The organism is Pontibacter mucosus, assembly GCF_003054055.1.
GTDB lineage: Bacteria > Bacteroidota > Bacteroidia > Cytophagales > Hymenobacteraceae > Pontibacter > Pontibacter mucosus.
Map to the genome: position 1 here is coordinate 216,086 of NZ_QBKI01000001.1, position 14,443 is coordinate 230,528.

14 protein-coding genes are annotated in these 14,443 nt (G+C 53.4%); 2 read left to right on the forward strand and 12 right to left on the reverse strand.

Features of this window, described 5'->3' with window-relative positions; all coding sequences use genetic code 11:
* Positions 1–17: 17 nt before the first annotated feature.
* The 9 genes from C8N40_RS00985 to C8N40_RS01020 all read right to left on the reverse strand — a co-directional run bounded on the left by C8N40_RS00985 (position 18) and on the right by C8N40_RS01020 (position 9,133).
* Positions 18–2,123 (reverse strand): peptidylprolyl isomerase, encoded by a 2,106-nt coding sequence (locus C8N40_RS00985; protein ID WP_108209950.1) that lies wholly within the window; start codon positions 2,121–2,123, stop codon positions 18–20.
* Positions 2,124–2,198: 75 nt separating this feature from the next.
* The gene (locus C8N40_RS00990; RefSeq protein ID WP_108209951.1) at positions 2,199–3,500 is read right to left on the reverse strand and encodes a hemolysin family protein; all 1,302 of its coding nucleotides are present in this window, start codon (positions 3,498–3,500) and stop codon (positions 2,199–2,201) included.
* Positions 3,501–3,522: 22 nt separating this feature from the next.
* A complete protein-coding gene (locus tag C8N40_RS22530) occupies positions 3,523–3,699 on the reverse strand; it encodes a hypothetical protein (protein ID WP_170113989.1) in 177 nt (58 codons plus the stop codon).
* Positions 3,696–4,235, reverse strand: a complete 540-nt coding sequence (gene lptC, locus C8N40_RS00995; protein WP_108209952.1) for an LPS export ABC transporter periplasmic protein LptC — start codon at positions 4,233–4,235, stop codon at positions 3,696–3,698. Before lptC ends, C8N40_RS22530 begins: the two co-directional genes overlap by 4 nt.
* A gap of 125 nt (positions 4,236–4,360) precedes the next feature.
* Positions 4,361–5,674: a BamG family beta-barrel-assembly machinery protein gene (bamG, locus tag C8N40_RS01000; RefSeq protein WP_108209953.1), complete on the reverse strand. Its 1,314-nt coding sequence runs from the start codon at positions 5,672–5,674 to the stop codon at positions 4,361–4,363.
* Positions 5,667–6,386, reverse strand: a complete 720-nt coding sequence (locus tag C8N40_RS01005; RefSeq protein ID WP_108209954.1) for a type III pantothenate kinase — start codon at positions 6,384–6,386, stop codon at positions 5,667–5,669. Before C8N40_RS01005 ends, bamG begins: the two co-directional genes overlap by 8 nt.
* Before the next feature lie 5 nt (positions 6,387–6,391).
* Complete coding sequence (locus C8N40_RS01010; RefSeq protein WP_108209955.1) at positions 6,392–8,062, reverse strand: pseudouridine synthase; 1,671 nt, start codon at positions 8,060–8,062, stop codon at positions 6,392–6,394.
* A gap of 104 nt (positions 8,063–8,166) precedes the next feature.
* Positions 8,167–8,730, reverse strand: coding sequence for an SMC-Scp complex subunit ScpB (scpB, locus tag C8N40_RS01015; protein ID WP_108209956.1), 564 nt, complete (start codon positions 8,728–8,730; stop codon positions 8,167–8,169).
* Between the two features lie 13 nt (positions 8,731–8,743).
* The gene (locus C8N40_RS01020) at positions 8,744–9,133 is read right to left on the reverse strand and encodes a TraR/DksA family transcriptional regulator (RefSeq protein ID WP_092100775.1); all 390 of its coding nucleotides are present in this window, start codon (positions 9,131–9,133) and stop codon (positions 8,744–8,746) included.
* A 331-nt stretch (positions 9,134–9,464) separates the two neighbouring features.
* Between C8N40_RS01020 and C8N40_RS01025 the strand changes: the two genes are divergently transcribed.
* A complete protein-coding gene (locus C8N40_RS01025) occupies positions 9,465–10,061 on the forward strand; it encodes a DUF3575 domain-containing protein (protein ID WP_108209957.1) in 597 nt (198 codons plus the stop codon).
* 579 nt (positions 10,062–10,640) lie between these two features.
* On the opposite strand, the gene ribH is transcribed toward C8N40_RS01025, so the two are convergent.
* The 3 genes from ribH to pdhA form a co-directional block, all read right to left on the reverse strand.
* Entirely contained in the window at positions 10,641–11,117 is a 477-nt protein-coding gene (gene ribH / locus C8N40_RS01030) for a 6,7-dimethyl-8-ribityllumazine synthase (RefSeq protein ID WP_092100777.1), read from the reverse strand.
* A 197-nt stretch (positions 11,118–11,314) separates the two neighbouring features.
* Positions 11,315–12,034 (reverse strand): tetratricopeptide repeat protein, encoded by a 720-nt coding sequence (locus tag C8N40_RS01035; protein WP_108209958.1) that lies wholly within the window; start codon positions 12,032–12,034, stop codon positions 11,315–11,317.
* 119 nt (positions 12,035–12,153) lie between these two features.
* Complete coding sequence (gene pdhA / locus C8N40_RS01040; RefSeq protein ID WP_108209959.1) at positions 12,154–13,200, reverse strand: pyruvate dehydrogenase (acetyl-transferring) E1 component subunit alpha; 1,047 nt, start codon at positions 13,198–13,200, stop codon at positions 12,154–12,156.
* Between the two features lie 130 nt (positions 13,201–13,330).
* On the opposite strand from pdhA, the gene recF reads away from it, so the two are divergent.
* Positions 13,331–14,440: a DNA replication/repair protein RecF gene (recF, locus tag C8N40_RS01045; RefSeq protein WP_108209960.1), complete on the forward strand. Its 1,110-nt coding sequence runs from the start codon at positions 13,331–13,333 to the stop codon at positions 14,438–14,440.
* Positions 14,441–14,443: the final 3 nt, after the last annotated feature.

Sequence of the window (14,443 nt, forward strand, 5' to 3'; positions counted from 1 at the left end):
AAGTATAACCGGTTGGCTTAGAAGAAGCGTACGCGGTTGTCTTTTATGTCGGCTTTTTCTCTCAGAGCCTCAAACGCACGCGTCTCGGCACGGCCTGCGCGGGTTGTCAGAATTTGCTGCTTCACGTTAGAGAAATCATCGATCTCCGGAGCTGGGTTCAGGCTTGTCAGCTCTACCACCAGCACGCCGGCCTCGCCCTCAAACGGGGTCGTGCGGCTACCTGGCTTCAGGCCGAAGGCCTTGCCTACTGCTACTGGCTCCACGCCAATGCCCGGGATAGAGTTAGAAGCAAGCGTTACGTTGTCGGCAGTTCGCACGATGGCATCCGGACCATAGGCAGCGGCCATCTGATCAACAGAGCCTTGCTGGCCTTTCAGCTTGTCCAGTATCTGCTTTGCCTTCAGCTCGTCACGAACGGCTGCGGTCAGCTCCTCGCGCACATCCTCAACAGAGGCATACCCTTTGTCGCGCTTGCCTGTTAAGGTAGCCACTACGAACTGGTCGTTGATTTCATATACAGGGGATACGTCACCGATGTCGGTATCTTTGGCATAAGCCCAACGAACAAGCTCACGTGCACTGGTGAGGTTATTTACCAGTACCTGGTTCTTGCCAATGTGGGCGGCCTCTTCTTTTACCAGCGACTTGTTTGCTTCTACGTTCTTCCTGAACTCCTCTGTGTTACCGCTTGTGCCGGCCAGCTCGTCAGCAACGGCATAGGCTGCGTCGCGGGTTGTCTCGCTTGGCTCAAGGCTGCGCGTAATGGCAGCTATCTTATAGGATTGCTTTGTCTTAGGCTCTGTCACCTTCACAATGTGGTAGCCATACTCTGTCTCCACCAGGTTTGGCAGTAGGCCTGTACCGCTAAAGCCAAATACGGCTTTCTCGAACGCCGGCACCATTTGCCCTTCCGGGAACCAGCCCAGGTCGCCACCGCGGGAGGCAGTACCGTCTGAGCCGTGCTGTGCGGCCATCTGTGCAAAGTCAGCACCGTTTTTAAGCTGCGTCAGCACATCCTGCGCTTTCACCTTGGCAGCAGCCTTGTCCTCCGGGGTATCGCTTTCCGGACGAATCAGGATGTGGCTGGCTCTTACTGCGTTCTTATCTGCTGTTTTGATGTCGCTTACTTTGTAGAGCGTTACATTGCTGCTGGTAGTATAAGGGCCGTATACTTTGCCCTTCTCCAGCGGCAGTTGCTTCAGCAGCTCCTCTGGCAACTCGCCTGGGTTCACGTAAGCTCCGCTGAAAGGCATGTCAGAGTTAGCGTTAACGAAGGCAGAGTCGTTGGTGGTGCTCGCAAACTGCTTGGAGATTTCAGCAATCTCCTGGTTGTAGTACGTGCTATCCTCTGCCGAAACGGCAACAGGTATCGTTACAAACTCAATGGTGCGGCCTTCTTCTACCTTGTAAAGCTCTTTGTTGCGCTGGTAGTAATCCTTTAGTTGGGCATCTGTAACCGAAACGGCAGAGTCAGAGATAGAGCCGTAGGGCACAAACAACACTTTCAGGGTGGCGGCGGAGTTTTGCGCCTGGTAGAAGCTCTTTGCCTCCGCGCCAGTTACGTAGGCTGTTTTGCTGAACAGGTTGGCGTACTTGCTCTGCAGGCGGTCTTCGGCAATGCTCTGCTCAAAGTTAACCCACATGGAGCGTGTACCGGTCTGGTCCAGGTTCTGCAGGTACTGGAGCACCTGGTTACGGTCAAACTCGCCTGTCTGCGGGTTAGCGAAAGCCTGCATTACGGCAGGGTGTATGTTGTTGCCCTGTACCATGTCGGCCAGTTCCTCGTCTGTCACCTCCAGGCCCAGTCGGTCATATTCCTTTTCCAGCACAATCTTAAAGATCAGCTGATTCCAGGCTTGCTCGCGCAGCATGGCCATTTCGCCTTCTGTGGCAGTACGGCCCACGCGGCCTTCGTAGTCAGCCTTTACCTGCTGTAGTATGTTGTCAAACTCCTGGTAGTCAATCTCCTCACCGGCTATCTCACCTACTATGTTTGCGTTGCCGCCCAGCAGCCTCGAGTTTGGCCCCAGCAGGTCGCCGCCTACCACGAACACACCAAGCCCGATGGCAATGGCGCCTACAGCCCAACCAGACTTCTCTCTAATCTTGTTAATTAATGCCATTCTTTATGTTACTTATAAAAGGATTGTGCAAAATAAGGTTAATCAGCCTAAAATTCAAAATTTTTATCCTGCTGTTTAACTTCTGGCATCTGCCTGAAAATCTGTGTTTTTTACCAGCTTCACGGCATCGATGCGGTTCTCGTCCATCGTCAGCACGGTGATGGTGAAAGACTGCACTGTAACTTTATCGCCCGGCATGGGTATCTCCCCGAAAGCCGAGAAAAACAGCCCGCCAAGCGTCTCGTAATCTCCCTCCGGCAGGTCCAGCTCATACTTCTCGTTCAGGTAGTCTATCTCATGGCGCGCGCTCAGGATGTACATGCCCTTATCCGGTATAACCTGTTCCAGCAGCCCTTCGTTCCTGTCGAACTCATCTTCAATCTCGCCGAAGATTTCCTCTATCACGTCCTCCACGGTGACGATGCCCGAGGTGCCGCCAAACTCATCCACCACCACGGCCACGCTGCGGTGCTCGGCCACAAACTTCACAAACAGCTCGCTGGCCAGCATGCTCTCGGGCACCATACTTACCGGCGCCAGCACCTCCCGTATACTTTGCGGCTGGCGGAACATGTCCAGTTGGTGGCAGTACCCGATGATGTTGTCGATGCTGTCTTCATACACCAGAATCTTGGAGTGGCCGGTCTCAATAAAGGCTTCGCGCAGTGCCTGCAGCGGGTCGTTTACCTCCACGGCCTCAATCTCGGTGCGGGGCACCATGCACTCGCGCACCTTCACGGTCTTAAACTCCAGGGCGTTATGGAAAATCTCCTGGTCTATGTCCGGGGCATGTTCCTGCTCGGGGTGGTAGAGGCGGTTTTTGATAAAGGCGTTGAGGTCGGTAAAGCCAAACACCGGCTTCTCCTCCGAAAACTCAATTTTAAATACTTTCTCGGCCACCCACTTGCTCAGCCCCACAATCAGCACCACCACCGGCGACAGCAGGTAGTACAGCACCACAAAGGGTATGGCCAGCACCTGCAGCAGCTTGTTCGGGTTGATGGCCGCCAGGCTGCGGGGTAAAAACTCCGCAGTGAGCAGCACCACCACCGAGGCGATAAGTATCTGAAGTATAAGTATGAGCAAGCTGTTTTGCAGCGGGTCGGGCAGGTAGGCGTAGAGCAGCTGGTGCAGCACGCTGGCGATGCTGAAGCCATAGAGCACCAGGGCCAGGGTGTTGCCGATCAGAGTGGTGCCCATCAGGCGGGTGGGGCGCTGCAGCAGGTGCCACAGGATGCGGCCTGAGAAGACGCCGTTTTTATCGCTCAGCTCTATCTGTATCCTGTTGGCCGCCATAAACGCCATCTCCATACCGGAGAAAAAGGCCGAGAACAGCAACGCCACGCATAGCAGTATGATCTGATTGGGGTCTATCATGGGTTATGGAGCTCAAACATACTTAGGCGCCGCTGTCCTTCTTTTTTGCATAGTTGTAGAGGATAAACAGCACCAGGCCGATCATGAAGATCCAGTAGTTGCCTGCAAAGTCGTCTTCCACTATGCTGCGGTGCGCGCCTATCACCATCGTCACAAAAGACAGCGATAGCAAAATCACGTAAAGGAGCCTTCGGTTCATTGTTCACTAAAATTAAATTTACCCGTCACCTGCTTAATGGAGTAGCGCGACATGTCCTGCTTTGCCGTAAGGCCTTTGCCGGTCAGTATCTCTTCCGGGGTGGTGATTTTCACGAACTTGTCGGTATAGATCTGTGCCTTGTTGCGGTCCCAGTACAGTTCCTCTGTCTCCAGCTTCTCCTGTTTCTTCAGGTTGTCCACCACCACGTTTCCCCGGGCGTAGTACAGGCTCTTGCGCGGGTCCTGCTTGCCGTAGTTGCCCCGCAGCGTCGACTCCAGGGTGCCGTCCTCGTCGTAGAACTCCACATAGAAGCCGTCCGGGAAAACGCCGTCGCCGTTCTCGAACTCCTGCTGCACAGGCGCCTGCAGCTTGATGAGCAGCTTGGCCGAGTCGCTGTAGAGCGTGGTCACGTCATGGTTCTCGATGGTCGGGCCGGTGTAGCGCTCTTCCTCGTCGGGGTTTTTGGTTTCCCGCTTGCAGCCAAAGCCTGCCACGGTGAGCACAACAGCCAGCACCACTAAAAATGCTTTTCGCATTGATGTTTTATACTTCGGTTTCTGTGAAGGTAGTAATTTTTATACTTTATCTGATGGGGTAACCGCCTGCCATAAAAAAAGCCGCTCCAAGAACGGCCTTTATACTTTATAGCTATGCTTGACTACTACTCGATGCGGCGTTTCAGGAACCAGCGGCTGTTTACCGTAAAGCCGAGGCCGAACTGCAGGTAATCCTCTTTTATCAGGCCGCTGTCGGTGGTGCCGCGCTGGCCGTACCCCAACGATAGGTTTAACAGATACAGGTCGTAAATAGTGCCACGGCCCAGCGGGAATGTGAAGCCAGCCGTTACGCCCATGTCCTTGATATCCTCTCCGTTCAGGCGGTACTGCGTGTCGTTGTAGTAGAGGCCTCCGCGGTAGGTGATGCGCTTAAAGTAGCTGTCGATGGCGTTGGCGTTAGGCGTATACTCTGCTCCCAGGGCCATTCTGTAGCTGTCCTTCAGGTTGTCGTTGCCGCCCTCAAAGGATTTATACTTTGACCACTCGTAGGTGCTGAAGTCTGCCGCCACCGTCAGGTTGCTGCCGTTGTCGATGCTGATGCCGGCGCGCCAGTTGGCTGGCAGGTGGATGGAGCTGCTAAGCGTGTCCTCGTACGTAATCAGGCCCGCCCCCGACTGGTCGGGCAGAAGGCTGCCATCCGGCCCGCGGCGCTCTAGCGACACATCGCGCTCAGCCTCCAGGTCCGCGGCAAAAGTATAGACGCCGCCCACGCTCATGTTCAGCTTGTCTTTGAGCTTTTGCCTGTAGTTGATGCCCGCCCGGAAGATGAAGTCGCTGTAGGTAGTGCGATCCACGCGCGTGATGTTCACGATGCTGGCGCTTGCCTGCTCCGGGTCCTGCACGTTGGTTCCAGTTTCGGTGATGGTGTTGCCGAACAGGTAAGAGGCGCTACCGCCGATGGTCAGCCCGCCGAACAGCCGGATGCCGTGAGCAAAGTATGCCTCCGAAAGGCCGCCCTCGCCGGAGTACTTGCGCAAAATGCTGGCCTGCGGGTTGCCCTCCACCTCAGAGGAAGAGTTAATCTCGTAGTTGATTGTAGTGAAAGGACGCAGCCCGACAGCCGTAGTCCAGCGCCTGGAGATAGGGATGGCCAGCGAAAGATTATACAGGTTGGCGTTACCGTCGCGCTGCGAAGCGTACTGGCTCTTTACGGTTTTAAACTGCCCTGCCCCACTGAAATCGAAGTTGGTGATGCTGTTATAGTATAGCAAAGCCGGGTTAGCCGTGTTCGGCTGAAAGCTGTTTCCCGCACTAATGCCTGCCCCGGCCATACCAGCCCCGCGAATGCTGCCGTAAATCTCATTGACCTCGCCCATGCCGTAGCGTGAGTAGGGCGTATTGCCGATAAGCTGCGCCTGGGCCACCTGCGTCAGGCATAGTGCCGCGAAGCCTATCAGTACTCGGAGTGTCTTATGCATTATATGTCAATATTCTGTGAAGCCCGATCAAGACCAGTTCAGGAATTACAAAGATGCGTCCTTTTAACTTTTTTTCAAAAAATCCTGCATCGCCCCCGCAAAGTATAACCACTAAATCGGCAGCTCTTTCGGTATAGGCTTGGATAAAACCATTGAGCTCGGCCACGCTGCCGGCCAAAACACCGCTCAGAATGGACTCCTGGGTACTTTGCCCCGTCAGCGGAAAATTTTCGTCGATTTGCTGTACTAACGGCAGCCGCTCTGTAAAAGTATGCAGGGCCCTGAATTTCATCCGGAGCCCGGGCGCTATCCCCCCGCCCTGGTATTGCCCCTGCGCGTCCACAAAATCATGCGTAATGCAGGTGCCCGCGTCAAACACCAGGCAGTTGCGCCCCGGGAACAGGTAATTGGCCCCCACGGCGGCGGCAATCCTATCGGCGCCCAGCGTTTGCGGGGTTTTGTAGCGGTTAATAACAGGCAAGGCTGCCTGTGGGGTTAGCTCCAATAGCTTACCCGCAACAGACAGCCTTGCTTTTATACTTTCTGCGCCTGCACCCACCGAGGCAACAATGGCACTTTCAAATGTCTGGGATTGCAGCGCGGGCGGCAGTTGGTCCTGTCCTTCAAAATAGCCCTGCTCCACCAGGGCGCCCTCCTCGAAGATGCCATACTTGGTGCCGGTGTTCCCTATATCAATGGCCAGGTCGCGCATGCAGCTTACATGAAATACTTTAGCTGGATCACTTCTTTCTCGGTAAGGTAGCGCCAGTCGCCGCGCGGCAGGTCTTTTTTGGTCAGGCCGGCATACTGCACGCGGTCCAGCGACACTACGTCGTAGCCCAGGTGCTCGAAAATACGGCGCACAATGCGGTTACGGCCGATGTGTATCTCCAACCCTAGGAACTTGTTAGACTCTCCCAGCAGCGCCACGTCGTCCACTTCAGCTTTGCCATCCTCCAGCTCCACGCCTTCGGCTACTTTCACAAAGTCGGCTTTGGTGATGGGCTTGTCCAGCTCTACCTGGTAGATTTTTTTGATGTTATTGGATGGGTGCGTCAGCTTCTGCGCCAGCTCTCCATCGTTGGTGAACAGCAGGAGGCCGGTGGTGTTGCGGTCAAGGCGGCCTACCGGGAAGATGCGCTCCTTGGAGGCATTGCCCACCAGGCTCATCACCGTCTTGCGGCCTTCCGGATCGTCCGTAGTCGTCAGGAAATCCTTTGGCTTATTCAGCAGCACGTATACCATCTTCTCACGGCTCAGGAGCTGCTTGCCATAGTGCACATTATCGGTAGGCTGTACTTTATAGCCCATTTCCGTAATCACCTCACCGTTCACCCGGATTTCTCCCGACTCGATAAGCACATCCGCTTCGCGGCGGGAACACACCCCTGCATTGGCGATGTAGCGGTTCAGGCGGATAGTTCCGTCATTCTCCTCTTCCTCGCGGTTGCTTTTCTTGATGCGCGGGTTGTTCTTGTAGCGGCTCAGGTTATAGTCTGGCGCCTGCTGCGGCTCCTCGTTTCTGTTGGAACGGTCATTAGAGCGGCCTCTGGAAGAGCTAAAGCTGCGTACCTCGCGCTCGCCCTTGTCTTCGCGGAAGCTGCGCTTCTCGCCAAAGGAAGGCTTGCCATCGCGGTTAAAGCGACGCTCGCCACGCTCTTCCCCACCTCTGCGCTCATCGCGGCGGTCGGAGTTAAAGCTACGGCGTTCGCCATCCTCGCGTCTTGGGCGGTCACTGTTGAAAGAACGGCGTTCGCCACCCTCTCTTCTGTCAGAATTGAAGGAACGGCGTTCCCCGCCTTCTCTTTTATCACCGTAAGAACGTCTCTCGCCTCCTTCGCGGCGCTCTCCGCCACGGCGGTCATCACGTCTGTCCGAGTTAAAGCTTTTTCTGTCGTTGTCGCGTCTTTCCGGCCTGTCAGAGTTGAACGAGCGGCGTTCTCCGCGATCTCCTCCCTCTCTTCTGTCGCCGTAGGGTCTGCGCTCGCCGCCTTCGCGGTTTGGCCGGTCGCTGCCGAAGCTGCGTCTCTCGCCTCCCTCGCGCCTGTCGTTGTAGCTGCGGCGCTCGCCCCCTTCTCTTCTGTCAGCGTTAAAGGAACGTCGCTCCCCGCCTTCTCTCCTATCGCCGTAAGAGCGTCTTTCACCCCCCTCGCGGCGGTCAGTATTGAACGGCTTGCGGTCGTTATCTCTTCTGTCTTGTCTGTCTCCGAACGAGCGGCGCTCTCCGCGTCCTTCCCCTTCGTCGCCAGATCTTTCGTATTTATCTCTTCTGTTAAAGATTTTCTTGCCTTCGCGGTCGTTATTTGGTCTGTCAGAACGGTTTCTGTCAGTTCCTCTTCTGCCTTCGCCGGCGTTGTCGCGGCCAGGTCTTTCGTTAAATTTTGCCATTGCTATTTATTTAGTGATGCAGTATCGCTACTGTACCTTTGGTTGTGCAGTAATAATGGAATTGGGTAAGCTATAGTTCAATACAAATGCTTGTACTTTCAGGACTAATCGGCTGATTCGCCAATGGTGTTTTCTTCGGTGGCGAAATCTTTTAGCTGCGGAAGGTCTTTGATGTGGTTGATTCCGAAATAGTCCATGAACTTCTGCGAGGTGCCGTAAAGCACAGGGCGTCCGATGGTGTCGGCTTTGCCCTTTATCTCGATCAGTTCTTTCTCCAGCAGCCTTTGGACGGCATAGTCGCAGCCTACGCCGCGTATCTGCTCCATCTGGCTTCTGGTGATGGGTTGTTTATAGGCAATGATAGCCAGCGTCTCCAAAGCAGACGCTGACAATTTCTTCTTCGATTTGTGTTTCAGATAAGTGCTGACCGTATCCTGGTACTCGGGCTTGGTCAGGAACTGGTAGCCGCCCCCAATCGCGTAGATCTGGAAGGCAAAGCCCTGCTCCTTCAGCCGCTCGTTTATGGCTTCCACGGCTTCCAGCACATCGCTTACCAGCACCTCTTCCATCCCCAGCGCCTCCTGCAGGCAGCGCTGAATCTCCTCAATGCTGATGGGCGACTGGGCACAGAAAACAAGTGCCTGAATATGGTGTTGCAGTATATCCAAAGGAAATTAGCTACTAATCGTTACGCTGAAGCTTGGCCTCGATAGAGTGCTGGGTGTGCGGTACCGCGCGCAGCCTTTCCTTAGGGATCAGCTTGCCCGTTACGATGCAAACGCCGTACGTGCCGTTCTTAATCCTTATCAGCGCGTTCTCCAGCTGCTGGATAAACTTCATCTGGCGGGAAGCCAACTGGTTCAGGCTTTCCTTCTCCGCTGTATCCGCACCATCCTCGAGCATCTTAGACGGAGAGGCTGTGTTATCAGTGCCAGAGTCATTGCGACGGCTCAGGGTCTCCTTAATAAAGGCTACCTCTTTACGAGCGTTGGCTAGCTTCTCCAGGATGATCTCTTCAAACTCAGCAAGCTCTTCTCTTGAATAGCGCTGTCTTTCTTCGTTTGTATTCATTGCGTTAACTGTGAAATAGTTTTACCCCTTAGACTACTAACCCCTGTTAGTAATTATAAACTAAATTTGGCGTATGCGTCCATAACACCAGACGCACAGTTATAGTTTAACTTGCTAAACTCTTACAAAATCTTAGCCAAGATCCATTTTTGAGACCTAGGGTGTGCTAAAATTGCTGCAAAAATAAGAGTATTCTCAATACTTTACTATTGACGTCAACTATTTAACCTTTTTTTATTATTGATAATCACTTTAATTTCAGCCGCTCACCTCTGGAACGATAGTTGCGGAGGCGCTGCTACGGCCTTTAGGCTGCTAAAATGACTGCTTTATGAAGAGATTTACTTTCCTGCTCGCTGCCATTCTTTTTGTGTCAGCTTTGTCTTCTGCCTCTGCACAGGTGCGCCGCACACAGGCAGAGCCCTCCCGCACGGTTGTGCTGAAGGCTAACGTGCTCAGCCCCTTCGTGCTGACGGCCTCTGGTTTTGTGGAAGTGGCCTTTGCCCCGCACATGAGTGCCCAGCTGGGCGCGTTCACCACCGGGGCTTCTTACAAGGATGTGAAGTTTAGCGGACATGGCTTTACCCCGGAGGTGCGCTACTACCTCTCCGAAACCAAAGAGGCCCCGAGGGGTGCCTATGTAGCCGGTTACGGGCGCATCCTGGACTACAAGCTTACAGTAGACGATGAGGAAGAAGGCAAAACTTACGAGGCTTCTTATAAACCCCTAGGAGCCGGCGTGGCTATCGGTAACCAGTGGATTTTTAACAGCGGCATTGCAGTTGATTTGTTTATGGGCTTAGGTGTGAATGGCGGTAGCCTGAAGGTGAAGTCCGGAACGAAGGATGACTTTGACCTTGGTTTCCTGAACCTGGTGGGCAGTGGTGTCCGCTTCAGGCCGGGGCTTACAGTCGGCTATAGTTTCTAGACTATGTTTATGCAAAAGTCCCGCTTTAGTTTCTAAAGCGGGACTTTTGTTTTCTCTTGGGTTTAGCAGCGACAGCTGTATTTCCTTCTCGCATGGCGCAAGTATTTATACTTGAGTCTTAATTATGGTGTAGAGTCTGTGCCTCGGCTGGGCTGCAGAGCCATTTATACTTTGATCTATACTTGCGTTGCCCCCTTTATACTTTGGGTATACTTTTATACTTGCCAATTTATACTTTCTTTGGCGCAAGCGTCCGCTTATGCCTTTAGCCGCTGCCCTGCTGTCATCTCGACCTTTGGGAGAGATCTGATTAGAATTCCGGAAAGATCTCTCGCGCAGCTCGAGATGACAGGAGAAGTATGAAGTATAAATTCCTCTCTCCGGAGGGGAGATTATACTTGTAGGGACAGGTCGTGACCTGTCCGCGCGATAACTGAGACTATAAAACTTATACTTCAGCTTTAGTAATCACAGACTCCCCTCCTTAGACTACCAAGAACGCGAGTTCGAAGGTAGCGAGCGCAGCTCTGAGGGGCAGAGGTGCTTGCGCCTGGCAATGGTAAAAGTTTAAGCTCGTGCTTAAAAGCTCAGCATGCCAATGGCAGCTGCTGCGGCTTCTACTCCTTTGTTGCCGTGCTTGCCTCCGGCTCTTTCCAGGGCCTGCTCCAGGGTATTGGTGGTGACAAGCCCAAACGAAACCGGCTTGTTGAACTTCAGGGCGACGTTGGTGAGCCCGTTTGCTACGGCATTATTGATGTAATCGTCGTGCTTGGTATCTCCCTTTATAACCACACCGATACAAATCACGGCGTCTATCTCCTCTTGCAAGGCCAGAAACTGTGCCCCCAAGGTTAGCTCGAAGCTGCCTGGCACCGTGTTGATGTAGATATTCTCTTTTTTAGCACCATGCTTCAGCAGGGTATCCACGGCGCCCTGGCATAACACGCTCGTTATATCGTCGTGCCACTCTGCCACTACAATGCCAAAGGTCTTCTGGGAGATGTCGGTAAATTTATTCTGGTTGTAATCGCTCAGGTTCTTTAATGCTGTGGCCATACTTCGTTCTGGTTATTCGTTGCTCGATGTTAGTTATTCGTGATTCGCAGTTTAAAGGTCATCCCCGGCGCATCCGCGATTTTATACTTTTATACCTGCTGCCGGAGCACTTTATACTTTGCAGCTGCCAAAATACCAATAAAAAAGCGCTTCTGCCTAAACAGAAGCGCTTCTTGTGTTATTCAAGTATAAGTTTACTACTCTGCTTGCTTACCGCCTGCCAGTTCCTCGGCACGTGCCTTAAACTTTTTAGCATCCGTAACTTCCGCAGAAGCCACATAGTCTTTGATGATTTGATCATACACCCCCACAGCAGCGCTGTAGTTGTTGCCAGCCTCATACGCAAAGCCTGCTTTTAGCAGATACTGCGGCGAGAAGAACTCGTTAGCGTTGTGGCTGGCAGCTTTCTTGTACATGTCAGCCGCTTCGCCGTGCTTGCCTTGCTCCAGCAGCGCGTCGCCGGTTAAGTTATAGGCACGGGCCTGCAGCAGGTAATCATCAGACTCAAACTTCTTAAGGCGCGCCTCCGCCTCTGCAAACTGACCTTGCTTTAACAGCGCCACACCAGCATAGAAATTTGCCAGGTTACCGGCGTCTGTGCTGCTATACTCGTCTGCTATCTCCAGCAGACCCGGGTTCTGGCCGTCTCCGTTCAGCGCCTTGCTCAACGAGTCAGCCTCGAAGTAGTAAACGGCCTGGAACATGGAGTTTTGCGCCTCCACATTCTGGGTGCTACGGTAGTTAAAGTACAGGAAACCGCCTACAATAACAGCAGCGATAGCGATGAATACCCCCAGCAGCTTCGATTTGTTTTTCTTCACAAAGTCCTCTGAGCCATATAGGCGTTGCGCCAGTGCATCAGGGTTCTCAACCAGCTCCTCAAATTCGCTGTGGTTCTTAACTGTTTCTTTTGCCATCCGTGTGTTAATGTATTATAACTTCAAAAGTATGAATTAAAAGTAATTAGAATCAATACTTTCAGTTTCTAAACACCAAATTTATACTTTTTAATTCCTGCTTTGGTCTATAATGTGCCTTAGTCCATGATGAATGGATAGTTCGGCTCGATGTAGATGTCGGTGTACAGTTCTTCCGGCTCCGGATAAGGAGACTCCTCGGCAAACTTCACAGACTCTGCCACCTGCTGCTTCACCTTGTCGTCGATGGCTTCCAGTTCCTCTTCTGTCGCCCAGCCGTTTTTCAGGATGGTAGCCTTCACAGACTCTATCGAGTCGCGGCCTTTGTAGTCCTCCAGCTCCTCCTTGGTTCTATACTTGGCAGGGTCAGACATGGAGTGGCCTTTGTAGCGGTAAGTTCTGAACTCGAGCAGGGTTGGTCCCTCGCCGGCGCGGGCGCGCTCAGCAGCTCTGGCCACCGCCTCGTGCACAGCCTCCACAGACATCGCGTCTACTGGCTCAGAAGGCATGTCGTAGCTCTCGCCCAAAGTATAAAGCTCCGTTACGTTAGACGTACGCTGCACGGAAGTACCCATGGCGTAACCGTTGTTCTCGATAACGAAGATTACTGGCAGCTTCCAGGTCATGGCCATGTTCAGGGCCTCGTGGAAGGCACCTTGGCGCACCGCACCATCGCCCATGTACGTGATGCACACGTTGCCCGTATTGTTATACTTCTCGGCGAAGGCAATACCCGCGCCAAGCGGCACCTGTGCGCCCACAATGCCGTGGCCGCCCATGAAGTTCACCTCCTTGTCGAAGATGTGCATCGAACCGCCCTTGCCCTTGGAGCAACCGGTAATCTTGGCAAACATCTCGGCCATGATCGCGTTAGGGCTGGTGCCCAATGCCAATGGGTGTGCGTGGTCGCGGTAGGCGGTAATCCACTTGTCATCTTTACGCAGGGCACTGGCGGCACCGGCCGCACAAGCCTCCTGACCGATGTAGAGGTGGCAGAAGCCTTTGATTTTCTGCTGGCCATACAGCTGGCCGGATTTTTCCTCAAAGCGGCGCATGAGCTTCATCTTCTCAAACCACCACATGTATGTTTCCTTTGAAAACTTTGGCTCAGCCTGTACCTTTGCTTTTGCCGACTTCGCTTTTGCCTTTTCTTTCGTATCAGCCATGAGTAATAGTCTATAGTACGTTAAAGATGTCCGTTTATACTTTGCTTAAAAGCCTAAAACTGGGGCAAATATAAGCCTTAAACGGTTTGTCACGCGAAATTAAGGATAAAAGATATCAATTGGAAATTTAATGCTCCTCGAAAACCTCAGTTTGCTGTTTTTCAAAAACTACGACGACGCTGCCCTCAGTTTTTCGGAGCATATTAACTGCTTTATCGGCGACAACGGCAGCGGCAAGACCAACCTGCTCGACGCCATCCACTACCTCTCCATGACCAAGAGCGCCTTCCCTGGCACCGATGTGCAAAGTATAAAGCAGGGCGAGGACTTCTTTATGGTGAAGGGCCGCTTCGATATTGCAGGGGAGAAGCAAACGGTGCAGGTGAGCCTGAAACAGGGGCAGAAGAAGACTGTAACGCGCAACAAGGCCGTTTATGAGAAGATCAGCGACCACATCGGGCGCTTCCCGGTGGTGCTTATCTCGCCTTACGACACCGACCTGATCCGGGAGGGCAGCGAGGAGCGCCGCAAGTACTTCGACAGCCTCATGTCGCAGTTCGACCACGTGTACCTGGAGCAGCTCATTCAGTATAACTACATCCTCAAGCAGCGCAACTCGCTTTTAAAGCAGTTTGCCGAGCGCAACTACTACGACCGCGACTACCTGCAGATCCTGAACGAGCAGCTGGTGCCACTGGGCGAGGAGCTGGCGCAGGCACGGCAGCGCTTTCTGCAGGACTTTGTGCCGATTTTCCAGAAGCACTACCGCCACATCTCTGACAGCCACGAGGAGGTAACGCTCACTTATAAAAGCCAGCTGGAGGGCAGTGACTTTGCCTACCGGCTGCAGCAGGCCGAGCGCAAGGACCTGGCCCTGCAGCGCACCACCGTGGGACCGCACAAGGACGACTTCGTGTTTCTGATGGACGGCAACCCGGTGAAGAGCTTCGGCTCGCAGGGGCAGCAGAAAAGCTATGTGATCGCCCTGAAGCTGGCGCACTTCGAGGTGATGGACCAGCGGCAGCACCACAAGCCCCTGCTCCTGCTCGACGACATTTTTGACCGCCTCGACGAAAAACGCATTACCAAGCTCATGCAAATGGTGGCCGCCCATACTTTCGGCCAGATCTTCCTGACCGACACCCACCTGGAGCGCACCGACAGAATTCTCGAAGGCCTCTCGGAAAGTATCCGTAGATTTGAGGTGAAGGAAGGAGTGGTGAAGGTGATTAGCGACTAAATG